We start from the raw sequence: 12,762 nt of genomic DNA, 5'->3' as shown, positions 1-12,762 counted from the left end.
CATGATCGCGCAGCGCAAGCTGACGCTAAGAACTTCCTGACCTCGGCTATGGCCAACTCTAATAAGTAATCGGTCTGCCACTCTTCTCGTTGATCATTGAAAAGGAATCTTTACCATGAAACTCACTACTAAACTCGCCTTGGCTGCTGTGGCTTCCGCTTTCTCCATGGGTGCTTTTGCTGATTGCGCAGTGGGAAGCGGCGCAACTGAGGCTGGCGCAAACGGTGACAAGCATGTTTACGCTAAGCCTGCTGCTGATAGCACTTGCTACATGCAAAGTGGCTTCGAATCGCCGGTGTCTGCCAACGTCCACTTGAAGTGGATTCAGACCGACACGGCCGTGGCAGTGGCTACTTCCAACAAGAAGGGGCGCAACAACTACACCGGTTTTAGCGAAGGCGGTCGTGTGGCTCAGTGTGGTGACCCTACCACAGGCACCACCGCGCCCACCACGGCTGACCCTGACATGACAAAACCTAACGCCTGCGGTCGTTGATCACGCCGCTTGCGTCCCGGGCTTCAAGCCGGGGGTGTTTTTAAGGCTAGCGCACCCCGTAAGGGGTGCGTTTTTTTGCAAATGCCTGAGCAGATTGTTGTGTTCTTATTGGGTGTCAGCCACAGCGGCTTCTGACTAGTCGTTCGCTGATTTGGTTGCTGTAGCCCGACTGCGCGGAGTCTACAGATTGCTATTCTCTTAGGCTGTGTGCGGGCTAGGCAGAGGGTGGGTGCGCTGCTTCTGAGTGCGAAACGCTAGTAGTTTGCGCCTTCCTTGTTTGTTATCTCTACGACCACCGATACGAAAGTTTTCGCCATGCGAGTGCAACAAAGCGGCTTTACCCTGATCGAGCTGATGGTCGTGGTGGCCATCATTGGTATTTTGGCGGCCATTGCCATTCCGCAGTACAGCGAGTACCAGCGCAAGGCAGCCGATCGTGTGGCAACATCCGATGCCCGCGCCTTTCTGACGTTGGCCTCAGCCAATGCAGTCAAATAAGGCTCGCAGCGGAAACTGTGCCGAATAGCCTGCAACCTTGTCAGGCGTGTGCTTCAAACGCCTGCCGTGTAGACGCGGTGCTGTAGTTTGTGCGGCGTGTCGTGAACGTGTTTCCCACGCATAATTTAACTCTATGTGGAAACTTGTTTACTCTGCTTGGCTGTCGGGCATGCGTGCACACAGTGTGCGCTGGCTGCTGGTGATGGCCGCGCTGGTGCTGCTGGCTGCATGGCTGGCGGCCAATTTCTCGGCCCGCCAACCCGCCACGGTGGCGCTGGACGTGGGCCTGTCCGGCACGCGCCTGGTGCTGATGCTGATGGCCTTGTTCTGGGTGCAGGAGCTGCTGGGCAAGGACATGGAGCGCAAGTCGCTGTACTTCGTGCTGGCCTACCCCATCTCGCGCGAGGCCTACCTGCTCAGCCGCTTTGCTGCCGTGGCCGCGCTGCTGGCGCTGGGCGTGCTGATTCTAGGCGGTGCGTTGGGTGTGGTGATGCACGTGCTGCCGAGCACCTATGCGCAACCCACGCCTGTGGCCCTGGGCTGGCCCTACGTGCTGACGTTGGCGGGGCTGTGGCTGGATTTGCTGGTCATCACTGCGTTCGCGCTGTGGCTGTGCAGCCTATCGACCACGCCTTTTCTGCCGCTCATCATGGGCTGCCTGTTCGCGCTGGCGGCGCGCTCGCTGGGCATCACGCTGGATTTTCTGCTGCACTCACAAAACGCCGACCCTGACCAAGTACGCTGGCTGCTGCCGGTGATTCAAGCTGGCAAGTGGGTGCTGCCCGATTTGTCGCGCCTGGACTGGCGAGACCTGGCCCTGTACGGCCTGCCGCCCGACTGGCCGATGATTGGCTGGGCCGTGCTGATGGCCGCCGCCTATGGCGCTGCCCTGCTGGCCTTGGCCGGCCGAAAGCTGGCGCGGCGCGAGCTGCTATGAGCCGACGCCGCTGGATGACGCTGGCCGTGGCCGCGCTGGCCGTGGCGGTGTACGCGTTGGCCCTGCGCCAGCTGGAGGCTCGGCCCCGCGCGCAAATGGCCGAAGGCCTGCGCGTGCGCATGCCCGTGCTGCTGCAAGTGCTGCAAGCCGGGGGCGACCGCCACCTGGCGGCCGACTTGGCCGTGATACGCAGCATCACTGTGGGCACTGAAGTGACCGACCACGAAACACTGCGCGTGCAGGCCGCGCTGGCCGAAGATGCTTCGTTGATGAACCCGCGCCATGAAGACAACTACTACATGGCCGCCGCGCTGCTGCCCTGGCAGGGTTACACGGAACAAGCGCAAGTGGTGCTGCGCCGCGCGGCCGATGCCCGGCCCTGGGACATGTGGCCGGCGTTTTTCTATGCCTTCAACACCAGCTATTTCGAGCGTGACTACGCCCAGGCCGCGCAGTGGGCCGAGCGCGCGGCCCTTCGTACAGGCGAACCCAACGCCTCGGCCCTGCGTGCCATGGCGGCCAAGTGGCTGGAGCGCGGGGACGACCCGGCGCAGGGCATTGAGATGATTGAGCGGCTCAAAACCATCACCAGCGACGAGCGCAGCCTGCGCCTGATGGACGCACGCATTGAGCGCCTGCGTGGCCTGCAGGCCTTGCGGCAGGCGGTCAGCGCCTACCGCCAGCGGCATGGCATGCCGCCTGCGCAGCTGGAACAGCTGCTAGGCGGGGGCTTGCTGACGGCCCTGCCGCGCGATCCGCTGGGCATGGGCTATGAACTGGATGCGCAAGGCGTGCCGCAACTGGCAGGCGCCGCGCATGGGGCAGCCGGCATGAAGAACGGCGGGGAGGACAAGAAGTGAGCGCACTGGTTGAGTTCGATGGCGTGAGCAAGAGCTTCCGGCTCAAGGGTCGGCCCGTGCAGGCGGTGCAGGACATCGGCTTTGCCGTGCAGCCTGGCGAGGCCATTGGCTTCGTCGGCCCCAACGGAGCGGGCAAGAGCACCAGCATGAAGATGCTGATGGGCATGCTGCGCCCCGACCAGGGCCGCATCACGCTCATGGGCCGCCCGGCCGCCGACGAGCGCGCGCGCCGGGGCGTGGGCTACGTGCCGGAAAACCCGTATCTGTACGACTACCTGACCCCGCTGGAGGTGGTGAGCATGGGCCTGGGCATTCACCTGGGCCTGCGCGGCGCGGCCGCCCAGGCGCGCGCCATGCAGTGGCTCGAGCGCATGGGCATTGGCTACGCGGCGCACAAGCGGGTGCGCAACCTCTCCAAAGGCATGACGCAGCGCACCGCGCTGGCGCACGCGCTGGCGCTGGAGCCGCGCCTGCTGGTGCTGGACGAGCCCATGTCGGGCCTGGACCCGGTGGGCCGCAAGCTGGTGGCCGATGAGGTGAACGCCTACCGCCAGCGCGGCGGCACGCTGTTCTTTTGCTCGCACATCCTCAACGACGTGGAGCGGCTGGCCAGCCGCATTTTGCTGATTCACCAGGGCCGCCTGCGGGCGGACACCCCCATGACGGAGTTGCTGACCCACGGCGACATGGTGGTGCGCTACAGCGGCGAGCGCCCGCTGGAGGGCTTTGTTGCCAGCGGCCCCGGCATCTGGCAGGCGCAAGTGGGCAAGAGCCAGGTGCCGCAGTTGCTCGATGGCATTGCGCAGGCCGGGGGCGAGCTGGTGGACGTGCAGCGCGTGTTCACGCTGGAGGAGTGGTTTGCGCGCATCGTGCAAGGCGCAGGCCAGCCGGATGCGGCGCATGGCTGAAGCGCGGGCCGCTGGCGCGCAGGTAAGCCGATACCAAGCACAGCAGAGCCCGCTCGCGTTATAGCTTGTGCCGAGACGTTGAATCAGGGCCTTCAACGCGGCTGGCGCACTACGGCGGCGTCGATGCCTTGTTGGTCGAATTGGCGCTTGATGTTGGCGGCGTCCTGGCTTTTGCCGAAGGGGCCTACGCGCACGCGGTAGATGGTCTGGCCCTGGCTTTCGCGGCTGGTGATGCGCGCGTCCCAGCCGTTCATGGCCAGGCGGGCGCGTTGGGCGTCGGCGTCGGCCTGGGCGCGGAATGCGCCAGCCTGTACGAAGTATTGGTAGCTGTCTGCCGCAGGGGCAGCCGTGGCAGGCGCTGGCGCGGGCTGTGCTGTGGCCGGGGCTGGGCGGCTGCCGACGCGGGCGGCCAGTTCGCCCAGGGGGTCGGCGCCGGGCTGGGCCACGGGGGCGACGGCCACGACTTCAGAGGGCGGCTCTGGCTCCACCGGGGGTTTGATTTCCTCGCGCGGTGGCGGGGGCAGGGTGCGCGATGGGGCCTGCGTTGGCGGCGAGCTGCCGCCGCTGGGGCGGCTGCCGGCCAGCGAGGCGTTGGGGTTCCAGCTGCGGTTGCGTTCCTGCTCGGTCGCGTCCAGCGAGGAGGGGCGGGTGTTGGCCTGGGTGTTGATGAAGGGCACCGGCATTTTCGAGACCATCAGCGCCACGGCAATGGCGATGGCAAAGCCGATGAGCAGGCCGATGAGGATCCCGGCGATGGTGCCGCCGCGCTGTGGGGTGCGGCCGCCGTGCCGCAGGGGGGTGTTTGCCATAGCCATAGCTGTGCAAGTGGAGTTGACGCCGTTGTGTGTCAGGTGGGCCCTAAATCACATGGGCTGAATCACATGCGCTGCGGGGCGCTTACGCCCAGCATGCCCAGGCCGTTGCGCAGCACTTGGGCGGTGGCGGCGATCAGCGCCAGGCGGGCCAGTTTAACTGCTTGGTCATCGACCAGGATGCGCTCGGCGTCGTAGTAGCTGTGGTAGCTGGCGGCCAGCTCGCGCAGGTAGAAGCTGACGTCGTGCGGCGCAAAGCCGCGCGCGGCGGAGGTGAGCATGTCGGGGTATTTGGCCAGCTGCAGCATCAGCGCCTGGGCAGCTGGGGTGTCCAGCGGGGCCAGATCGGCCTGGGCCAGCGTGGCCGCGTCGCCGCCCCAGGCCTGCAGCACGGAGCAGATGCGCGCGTGCGCGTACTGCACGTAGTACACCGGGTTGTCGTTGTTTTGCTGCACGGCCAGGTCGACGTCGAAGGTGTATTCGGTGTCGGGCTTGCGGCTGAGCAGGAAGAAGCGCACGGCATCGGCGCTGGTCCACTCGATCAGGTCGCGCAGCGTGACGTAGCTGCCGGCGCGCTTGCTGATCTTGACCTCCTCGCCACCGCGCACCACGCGCACCATGGTGTGCAGCACGTAGTCGGGGTAGCCTTTGGGGATACCGGCCTCTAGCCCTTGCAGGCCGGCGCGCACGCGGGCGATGGTGCCGTGGTGGTCGGTGCCCTGGATGTTGATGGCTTTGCTGAAACCGCGCTCCCACTTGGCCTGGTGGTAGGCCACGTCGGGCACGAAGTAGGTGTAGCCGCCGTCCTGCTTGCGCATGACGCGGTCTTTGTCGTCACCGAAATCGGTGGTGCGCAGCCACAGCGCGCCGCCTTCTTCATAGGTGTGGCCTTGGTCGATCAGGCGCTGCACGGTGCGCGCCACGCGGCCGTCGGCGTACAGGCTGCTTTCCAGGTAGTAGTGGTCGAACTTCAGGCGGAAGGCCTGCAAGTCCTTGTCCTGCTCGTTGCGCAGATAGGCCACGGCGAACTGGCGCACGTTGCCCGCGTCCTGCGGGTTGCCGTTGGCGGTGAATTCGCGGTCGTCGGCGCGGACGGTTTTTTGGGCCAGAAAGTCGTCGGCGATGTCCTGGATGTAGTCGCCGTTGTAGGCGGCTTCGGGCCAGGCGGCGTCGCCCGGCTTGATGCCCTGGGCGCGCAGTTGCACGCTCTGGGTCAGGGTGTCGATCTGCACGCCGGCGTCGTTGTAATAGAACTCGCGCGTGACGTCCCAACCCTGGCTGGCCAGCAGGTTGCAAATGGCATCGCCCAGCGCTGCCTGGCGGCCGTGGCCCACATGCAGCGGGCCGGTGGGGTTGGCGCTGACGAATTCGACCACGACTTTCTCGGCCTGGCCGGCCGCTGCAGGCTGCAGGCCAAAGGCATCGCCAGCTTCCAGCACTTCGCGCACGATGGCTTGCTTGGCCGCAGGCTTCAGGCGCAGGTTCAGAAAGCCCGGCCCGGCCAGCTCCAGGCTCTCGACCCATTGCTGGTAGGCCGGCTGGGCCTGCAGCGCGGCCTTGAGCTGCTCGCCCAGGGCGCGCGGGTTTTGCTTCAGGGGTTTGGCCAGTTGCATGGCCGCGGTGATGGCCAGGTCGCCGTGCTCGGGCTGGCGGGGTTGTTCGAAGCTGGGTTGGACGGCCGCGTCCGGCGCCAGCTCGGCCAGTGCCTGGGCCAGGCCGGCCAGCAGTTCTTGTTTGATTTTCAGCATGGGCGAATTTTAGAACCTGTGAGGCGCCTCGCCGGGGCCGCCGCGGCTGGCGTGGCGACCCCTGGCACAGGTCGGTTGGCGGGTTGGCGGGCGGCTACTGGCGGATTTCGCCAGCGCCCAGCACCACGTATTTGAGCGAGGTCAGCCCCTCGACGCCGACCGGGCCGCGGGCGTGGAATTTGTCGGTGCTGATGCCGATTTCGGCGCCCAGGCCGAACTCGAAGCCATCGGCAAAGCGCGTGCTGGCGTTGACGATGACGCTGGCCGAATCGACCTCGCGCAGAAAGCGCTGCGCGTGCACATGGTCGCGCGTGAGGATGGCGTCGGTGTGGTGGCTGCCGTATTCGTTGATGTGGGCGATGGCCTCGTCCAGCCCGGCGACGATCTTGATGCCGATGATGGGCGCCAGGTGCTCGGTGCGCCAGTCGGCCTCGCTGGCCGGCGCCACCTGGGCCGCCGGCGCGGCCTGCCGCACCAGGGGCTCGGCCTCGGGCGTGACGCGCATTTGCACGCCCTTGGCGGCATAGACGGCGGCGATGCGCGGCAGAAACTCCTGCGCCACGCCGCGCGCCACCAGCAGGGTTTCGGTGGCGTTGCAGGGGCTGTATTTCTGCGTCTTGGCGTTGTCGGCCACGCGCACGGCCTGCTCGATGTCGCAGGGGTCATCGACGTAGGTGTGGCAGATGCCGTCCAGGTGCTTGATGACCGGCACGCGCGCCTCGGCGCTGATGCGCTCGATCAGACCCCGACCGCCGCGCGGGATGATGACGTCGACGAACTGCGCCATGGTGATGAGCGCGCCCACGGCGGCGCGGTCCGTGGTGGGCACCAGCTGCACGCCGTCCTCGGGCAGGCCGGCGGCAGCCAGGGCCTGGCGCACCAGCGCGGCCAGGGCCTTGTTGGAGTCGATGGCCTCGGAGCCGCCGCGCAGAATGCAGGCATTGCCGCTTTTGATGGCCAGGCTGGCGGCCTCGATGGTGACGTTGGGGCGGCTTTCATAAATCATGCCGAACACGCCCAGGGGCACGCGCATCTGACCCACGCGGATGCCGCTGGGCTGTTGGCGCAGGCCGGTGATCTCGCCGATCAGCTCGGGCATGGCCGCCAGTTGCTCGCAGCCCTGCGCGGCCGTGGCGATGATGCTGTCGCTGAGCGTCAGGCGATCGAGCAGCGGCCCGGCCAGGCCGTTGCCGCGCGCGCGCTGCACGTCCTGCTCGTTGGCCGCCAGCAGGGCCGGCGCCTGCTGGCGCAGCAGGTCGGCCAGGGTCTGCAGGGCCAGGGCCTTGTCGCGGGCGCTGGCGGTGGCCATGCGGGCGCTGGCGCGGCGCGCCTGGGCGCCGATGGTCTGCATGAGTTCGTGCGTGCTGTGGTCGTTCATGGCGGGGCGCTGGCGGGGTGGATCAAAAAGCGCAGTCGTTCAGAAGGCCCAGTCAAAAGGCCCAGTCGTCGTCCTCGGTGGCCTCGGCCTTGCCCATCACGTAGCTGGAGCCGCTGCCGCTGAAGAAGTCGTGGTTTTCGTCCGAGCCGGGGTTCAGGCTGGCCATGATGGCCGGGTTCACGTCGGTCATGCTGCTGGGAAACAGCGCCTCAAAGCCCAGGTTCATCAGCGCCTTGTTGGCGTTGTAGTGCAGGAATTTCTTCACGTCCTCGGTCCAGCCCACGCCGTCGTACAGGTCCTCGGTGTACTTGACCTCGTTGTCGTACAGGTCGTGCAGCAGCTCATAGGCATAGTCCTTGACCTCCTGCTGGCGCGCCGCGCCAGCCTGGGCATAGCCTTGCTGGAATTTGTAGCCGATGTAGTAGCCGTGCACGGCCTCGTCGCGGATGATCAGGCGGATCAGGTCGGCCGTGTTGGTGAGCTTGGCGCGGCTGCTCCAGTACATCGGCAGGTAAAAGCCGCTGTAGAACAAAAAGGACTCCAGGAACACGCTGGCGACCTTGCGCATCAGCGGGTCGTCGCCACGGTAGTGGCCGATGACGATCTTGGCCTTTTTTTGCAGGTATTCGTTCTCCAGGCTCCAGCGGAAGGCCTCGTCCACGTCGCTCATCGAGCACAGCGTCGAGAAGATCGAGCTGTAGGACTTGGCGTGCACGGCCTCCATGAAGCTGATGTTGGTGTAGACCGCCTCCTCGTGCGGCGTGACGGCGTCAGGAATCAGGCTCAGCGCCCCGACCGTGTTCTGCACCGTATCGAGCAGCGTCAGCCCGGTGAACACGCGGATGGTCAGCTGCTGCTCCTGCGGCGACAGCGTGGCCCAGGATGGAATGTCGTTGGACAGTGGCACCTTCTCGGGCAGCCAGAAGTTGGAGGTCAGGCGATTCCAGACCTCCAGATCCTTCTCGTCCTGCACGCGGTTCCAGTTGATGGCCTGCACGAGGTTGGGCAGCAAGGTGGGTTCGTTCAGCGAGGGGATGGACATGGCAAGACCTGAGTGCAATACGGGGCCCGCGCAGCGCGCCCAGGGCGCACGGCGCAGCGTGTGCGAAGGGCGCCTGCGGCGCACAAAACAAAAGTGCGAAGTCTACCCGCTTGGCCTACTTCGAGCCCGGCGGCGGGCGCAGGCGATCGAGGTGCAGCGGGTGCTGGCGAAAGCTGCCCAGCTCGGCGGGCGGCTCTTCGTGCGCGTGGCGGTGGCCGGCGTGATCGTGTCGGCCATGTGCGCCATGCTCATGCCCGGCATGCAGCACGTGGCTGACCACGGCCACCAGCAGCATGCCCGCCAGCAGCCAGCTGACCTGCAGCGTCGTCTGCCGCGCCGTCAGCTGCAGCTGCAATTGCGGCACCAGATCGGCCAGGGCCACGTAAATGAAGCTGCTGGCCGCCACCACCAGCAGATAGGGCAGCCATTGCGCATCGAGCTGCCCCAGCAGCCAATAGCCCAGCAGGCCGCCCAGGGCCGTCATGGCGCCGGCGACGGAGACCTTGGTGCGCGCGGCCTGCTGGCGCTGCGCCGCCGGGCCTTCGCTGTGCTCGGCCAGCACGATCAGATCGCCAATGTGGTGCGGCACCTCGTGCGCCAGCACCGAAAAGGCCGCCAGCAGGCCCACGCGCCAATCGACCAGAAAGGCCGAGGCGATCAGCACCCCATCGCCAAAGCAATGCACGCTGTCGCCAGCCAGGATCGACCAGCCGCCGGGCTGGCGCTGGCGTGCGGCCCCGGGCGGCGGGTGTGGATGCGAATGCGAAGAATGGGGGGGGTGGGCCTCATGCCCGGCGTGGTGCCCGGTGTGGTGCCCGGCGTGGGCGTGGTGCTCGTGCCCGTGGTGCCAGAGCTCGGCCTTGTCCAGCAGGAAGAATGCCACCAGCCCGAGCAGCAGTACCGTGAACAAGGTGTGCAAATCGGCCGATGGGCTTTCCATGGCCTCGGGCAGCAGATGCACGAAGGCCGTGGCCAGCAGCGAGCCGGCGGCAAAACTCAGCAAATGGTGGCCTTGTACGCGCGCGCCCTGGGCCATGACGCCCAGCCGGATCAACAGGGCCGCAAGCCATACGCTGCCCACGCCAGCCAACAGCGTGGCCAGCAAAATCTGTCCCAATGTCATAGCAGGCCAGGCTGAGAGTGTGTCGCTGCGCGCGGCCGCGAAGGGGCGGGGCTGCATGCAGCCTGCCTCCTGGCCAGCAACAGAAGGTTATCAATAACAACCAATCATTATATTCGGCCTGCCTGGCGCGGGCGCTGGCACAGGCGGCGCTGCGCGCCAGTCGTGCCATAATCGCCCGCTTTGCAGAGAAGCGCTTTCAACCTCCCGGGATGCTTTTGTCAAAAGAGCATCTCACCCCCTCGCAGGAGGAGAAGCACAAGCGTGGCATTGTCAAAAATGCCCGTGCGGCTGTAGCTCAGTGGATAGAGTATTGGCCTCCGAAGCCAAGGGTCGTGGGTTCGATCCCCGCCAGCCGCGCCAGCCATGGTGCAGCCCACCGCATGCATTGCGGTGGGCTTTTTTTTTGCCTGATCGGGCCGGGGGGGCCGCGCGGGGGCGCGTTGCGCCGTGTACATTCAGCGCCCAAGTGCGGCCTGATCGCTGCCGCCCTGCACTCGGGCAATGCCCGGGGCCACAGCCTTTGCCGAAACTGCCATGACCGACATCCCCTCGCCCCGCTTGTCCCATTTGCCCGGCGGCCTTGACGCTGCCGAGCTCAGCGCGCTGCAGGCGCGCATCGACCAGGCGCAAGCCCTGTTTCGTGAATGGACGCAGCTGCTGCCGCGGCTGCAGGCGGCGCAGGCCGATTGGCAACGCGGCGAGCAGATCATGCGGGCGCTGGCGGATTTTTATTTCAACGGCGACTACATGCGCGGCGTCAACGCCATGGAGGGCGGCGCCAGCTTGCGGCTGGAAACGCCGGGCGAGCACAGCGTGATGGCCGAGGACACGCTGTGGAATGCCTTGCATGAGCAGCAAACCCTGGCCTGGCAGCGCCTGCGCGCGGCCATCGACGTGCTGGATCGGCAGGATGGCGGCGCGGCGGCGGCCGATGCCCCTGACCTGCCCTAGCCTGACGCCACAGGCCAAGCCGAAGAACCACTGCGCGCCGCAAGGGCTGTGCGGCTCAGGCCACGTCGAATTCGCTCAGCGGCTCAAAATGCCGGCCCCGCAGCACCAGGCGGGTGGTGCCGGGCATTTGGCGCTGCCGCTGGGGGTGCAGCGGGTCGCCCGGCAGGCAGATCATGCGCTGGCCGGCCTCGTCCACGCTGACGGGGGCGATGCAATAAGGCGTTTGCGCCCGCGCATAGGCCAGCAGATCGGCCGCGCTGGCAAAGCGGCCCAGGTGGGCCAGGGTCATGATCTGCGGCGGGGCCAGCAGGATTTCACGCCGCTGGTGGCGCTGCAGAAAATCGCCCGGCGTGGCCCAGTGCAGGCTCTGGGCCTCGTGGCCATCGGCTTCGGGGCTTTGGCCGGGCATCAGCTCGGCGATGAAAAACCAGGTGTCAAAGCGCTTGAGGCTCATGTTGGGCGTGGTGGGAGTGATCCAACGCGAGAGCGGCTGCAGATCCCGCACGCAGGCCTGCAGGCCGTGCTGCGCCAGCGCCTCGCGCCAGGCCATGCCCTGGGCCAGGGCCTGGCGGGCGCTGGCCACGGCCTGGGCGCTGGCAGGCTGGGCCGCCGGGGTGTGCAGCAGGCCCACTTCCTCCAGCGTCTCGCGCAGTGCCGCGCCGTACAGCCGGGCGATGTGCGTGGCATCGCGGTCGCCGCCCGGCAGGCGCGGCGCCAGTTCGGGCCAGTGCGCGGCAAAGCCGCTGTGCTCGGCAATGGCCTCGTCGCCCGGCTCCACCTTGCCGCCGGGGAACACCAGCGCGCCGGCAAAGTTGCGCACCCCGGCGGCGCGCTCGGTCAGCAGCACCTCGAAACCGCCGCCAGGCCCGGGGCGCAGCACGATCATGCTGGCCGCAGGCAGGATGGCGGCAGGGGCGTCTTCGGGCGGGGGCGCAGCGGCGTGGTCGGACATGGCAATGGCAGTGGTTGTGGGTATGATCGCGCCCGTTTTGATTCAGGGCCTTTGAGCAGGCCTCTCTGGCGCTCAGGCACTGAATTTCAGGCACTCAGGCGCTGAATGATACGGACGAAGGAACAGCAATGGCATTGGATTTTGCAGGGCGCGTGGCGATTGTGACGGGCGCGGGTGGCGGCCTGGGGCGTGCGCATGCGCTGGCGCTGGCGCGGCGTGGCGCCAAGGTGCTGGTCAACGACCTGGGCGGTGACGTGCATGGCGTGGGCGGCAGCGGCTCGGCCGCGCAGCAGGTGGTCGATGAGATCGTCGCCGCAGGCGGGCAGGCGCTGGCCAATGGCGCCTCCGTGACGGATTTCGAGGCCGTGCAGGCCATGGTGGAGCAGGCCATGCAGGCCTGGGGCCGTGTCGATGTGCTGGTCAACAACGCCGGCATTTTGCGCGACAAGACCTTTGCCAAGATGGACCTGGCCGACTTCCGGCTGGTGCTGGACGTGCATTTGATGGGCGCGGTGCACTGCGCCAAGGCCGTCTGGCCGCACATGGTGGCGCAGCAATATGGTCGCATCGTGATGACGACCTCCTCCACCGGGCTGTATGGCAACTTCGGCCAGTCCAACTACGGCGCGGCCAAGCTGGCGCAAGTCGGGCTGATGCAAACCCTGGCGCTGGAAGGGGCCAAGCACGGCATCCGGGTCAATGCGCTGGCGCCCACGGCAGCCACGCGCATGACGGCCGGCCTGCTGCCCGAGGACGTGCTGGCCCAGCTCAGCCCCGAGGCCGTGGTGCCGGCCATGCTGGTGCTGGCGCACGAGGATGCGCCCACGCGCGCCATCCTGTGCGCCGGCGCAGGCAGCTTCGAGGCGGCGCACATCACCCTCACGCAGGGCATCCACCTCGGCCTGGGCGAGGACGTGGATAGCCAGCTGGCCCAGCGCCTGGCGCAGGTGCTCGAGCGCGCCGGCGAGCGCGTGCCCAGCGGCGGCCATGAGCAAGGCGAGGTGGAAGTGCAGAAGGCCCTGGCGGCGCGCGCGGCGCGGCATTGAGCCCGCGCGCC

At 67.0% G+C, this 12,762-nt stretch carries 12 protein-coding genes, 1 tRNA gene and 1 pseudogene; 8 read left to right on the top strand and 6 right to left on the bottom strand.

The annotated features are described in order from the left end of the window. Positions 1 to 115: 115 nt before the first annotated feature. The 5 genes and pseudogenes from CK625_RS13630 (at position 116) to CK625_RS05610 (ending at position 3,699) form a co-directional block, all read left to right on the top strand. The gene (locus CK625_RS13630; protein ID WP_143326192.1) at positions 116 to 496 is read left to right on the top strand and encodes a hypothetical protein; all 381 of its coding nucleotides are present in this window, start codon (positions 116 to 118) and stop codon (positions 494 to 496) included. 315 nt (positions 497 to 811) lie between these two features. Next, a pseudogene (locus CK625_RS14270) lies at positions 812 to 967 on the top strand (prepilin-type N-terminal cleavage/methylation domain-containing protein); the annotation flags it as partial. A gap of 196 nt (positions 968 to 1,163) precedes the next feature. Further along, positions 1,164 to 1,931, top strand: a complete 768-nt coding sequence (locus CK625_RS05620; RefSeq protein ID WP_172425097.1) for an ABC-2 transporter permease — start codon at positions 1,164 to 1,166, stop codon at positions 1,929 to 1,931. After that, positions 1,928 to 2,791 (top strand): hypothetical protein, encoded by an 864-nt coding sequence (locus CK625_RS05615; RefSeq protein WP_143326190.1) that lies wholly within the window; start codon positions 1,928 to 1,930, stop codon positions 2,789 to 2,791. The genes CK625_RS05620 and CK625_RS05615 overlap by 4 nt, the downstream gene beginning before the upstream one ends. Next, a complete protein-coding gene (locus CK625_RS05610) occupies positions 2,788 to 3,699 on the top strand; it encodes an ABC transporter ATP-binding protein (RefSeq protein WP_095539309.1) in 912 nt (303 codons plus the stop codon). The genes CK625_RS05615 and CK625_RS05610 overlap by 4 nt, the downstream gene beginning before the upstream one ends. A gap of 92 nt (positions 3,700 to 3,791) precedes the next feature. On the opposite strand, the gene CK625_RS05605 is transcribed toward CK625_RS05610, so the two are convergent. The 5 genes from CK625_RS05605 to CK625_RS05585 form a co-directional block, all read right to left on the bottom strand. After that, positions 3,792 to 4,508, bottom strand: coding sequence for an SPOR domain-containing protein (locus CK625_RS05605; RefSeq protein ID WP_095539308.1), 717 nt, complete (start codon positions 4,506 to 4,508; stop codon positions 3,792 to 3,794). A gap of 68 nt (positions 4,509 to 4,576) precedes the next feature. After that, complete coding sequence (gene argS / locus CK625_RS05600) at positions 4,577 to 6,259, bottom strand: arginine--tRNA ligase (RefSeq protein ID WP_095539307.1); 1,683 nt, start codon at positions 6,257 to 6,259, stop codon at positions 4,577 to 4,579. 94 nt (positions 6,260 to 6,353) lie between these two features. Then, positions 6,354 to 7,637, bottom strand: coding sequence for a glutamate-5-semialdehyde dehydrogenase (locus tag CK625_RS05595; RefSeq protein ID WP_095539306.1), 1,284 nt, complete (start codon positions 7,635 to 7,637; stop codon positions 6,354 to 6,356). Between the two features lie 52 nt (positions 7,638 to 7,689). Continuing rightward, positions 7,690 to 8,679 (bottom strand): class 1b ribonucleoside-diphosphate reductase subunit beta, encoded by a 990-nt coding sequence (gene nrdF, locus CK625_RS05590; protein ID WP_238945016.1) that lies wholly within the window; start codon positions 8,677 to 8,679, stop codon positions 7,690 to 7,692. Between the two features lie 115 nt (positions 8,680 to 8,794). Beyond that, entirely contained in the window at positions 8,795 to 9,802 is a 1,008-nt protein-coding gene (locus tag CK625_RS05585; RefSeq protein ID WP_095539305.1) for a ZIP family metal transporter, read from the bottom strand. Positions 9,803 to 10,086: 284 nt separating this feature from the next. Between CK625_RS05585 and CK625_RS05580 the strand changes: the two genes are divergently transcribed. After that, a tRNA-Arg gene (locus CK625_RS05580) sits at positions 10,087 to 10,162 on the top strand. A 174-nt stretch (positions 10,163 to 10,336) separates the two neighbouring features. Then, positions 10,337 to 10,753, top strand: a complete 417-nt coding sequence (locus CK625_RS05575) for a DUF4298 domain-containing protein (RefSeq protein WP_095539304.1) — start codon at positions 10,337 to 10,339, stop codon at positions 10,751 to 10,753. A gap of 55 nt (positions 10,754 to 10,808) precedes the next feature. On the opposite strand, the gene CK625_RS05570 is transcribed toward CK625_RS05575, so the two are convergent. Next, entirely contained in the window at positions 10,809 to 11,705 is an 897-nt protein-coding gene (locus tag CK625_RS05570) for an NUDIX hydrolase (RefSeq protein ID WP_095539303.1), read from the bottom strand. A gap of 128 nt (positions 11,706 to 11,833) precedes the next feature. Here CK625_RS05570 and CK625_RS05565 point away from each other — a divergent pair, with 128 nt between their 5' ends. Beyond that, positions 11,834 to 12,751: an SDR family NAD(P)-dependent oxidoreductase gene (locus CK625_RS05565; protein WP_095539302.1), complete on the top strand. Its 918-nt coding sequence runs from the start codon at positions 11,834 to 11,836 to the stop codon at positions 12,749 to 12,751. Positions 12,752 to 12,762 lie beyond the last annotated feature (11 nt).

The organism is Vandammella animalimorsus, assembly GCF_002285265.1.
In the GTDB taxonomy this organism is placed as follows: domain Bacteria; phylum Pseudomonadota; class Gammaproteobacteria; order Burkholderiales; family Burkholderiaceae_C; genus Lampropedia.
This window is presented reverse-complemented; position numbering and strand designations above follow the sequence as displayed.

Excerpts from the sequence above, each read along its gene's own strand:
- CK625_RS05585 (WP_095539305.1), bottom strand. The coding sequence starts at position 9,802 with ATGACATTGGGACAGATTTTGCTGGCCACGCTGTTGGCTGGCGTGGGC.
- CK625_RS05615 (WP_143326190.1), top strand. The coding sequence starts at position 1,928 with ATGAGCCGACGCCGCTGGATGACGCTGGCCGTGGCCGCGCTGGCCGTG.
- CK625_RS05575 (WP_095539304.1), top strand. The coding sequence starts at position 10,337 with ATGACCGACATCCCCTCGCCCCGCTTGTCCCATTTGCCCGGCGGCCTT.
- CK625_RS05595 (WP_095539306.1), bottom strand. The coding sequence starts at position 7,637 with ATGAACGACCACAGCACGCACGAACTCATGCAGACCATCGGCGCCCAG.
- CK625_RS13630 (WP_143326192.1), top strand. The coding sequence starts at position 116 with ATGAAACTCACTACTAAACTCGCCTTGGCTGCTGTGGCTTCCGCTTTC.
- nrdF (WP_238945016.1), bottom strand. The coding sequence starts at position 8,679 with ATGTCCATCCCCTCGCTGAACGAACCCACCTTGCTGCCCAACCTCGTG.
- argS (WP_095539307.1), bottom strand. The coding sequence starts at position 6,259 with ATGCTGAAAATCAAACAAGAACTGCTGGCCGGCCTGGCCCAGGCACTG.
- CK625_RS05570 (WP_095539303.1), bottom strand. The coding sequence starts at position 11,705 with ATGTCCGACCACGCCGCTGCGCCCCCGCCCGAAGACGCCCCTGCCGCC.
- CK625_RS05620 (WP_172425097.1), top strand. The coding sequence starts at position 1,164 with ATGCGTGCACACAGTGTGCGCTGGCTGCTGGTGATGGCCGCGCTGGTG.
- CK625_RS05565 (WP_095539302.1), top strand. The coding sequence starts at position 11,834 with ATGGCATTGGATTTTGCAGGGCGCGTGGCGATTGTGACGGGCGCGGGT.
- CK625_RS05605 (WP_095539308.1), bottom strand. The coding sequence starts at position 4,508 with ATGGCAAACACCCCCCTGCGGCACGGCGGCCGCACCCCACAGCGCGGC.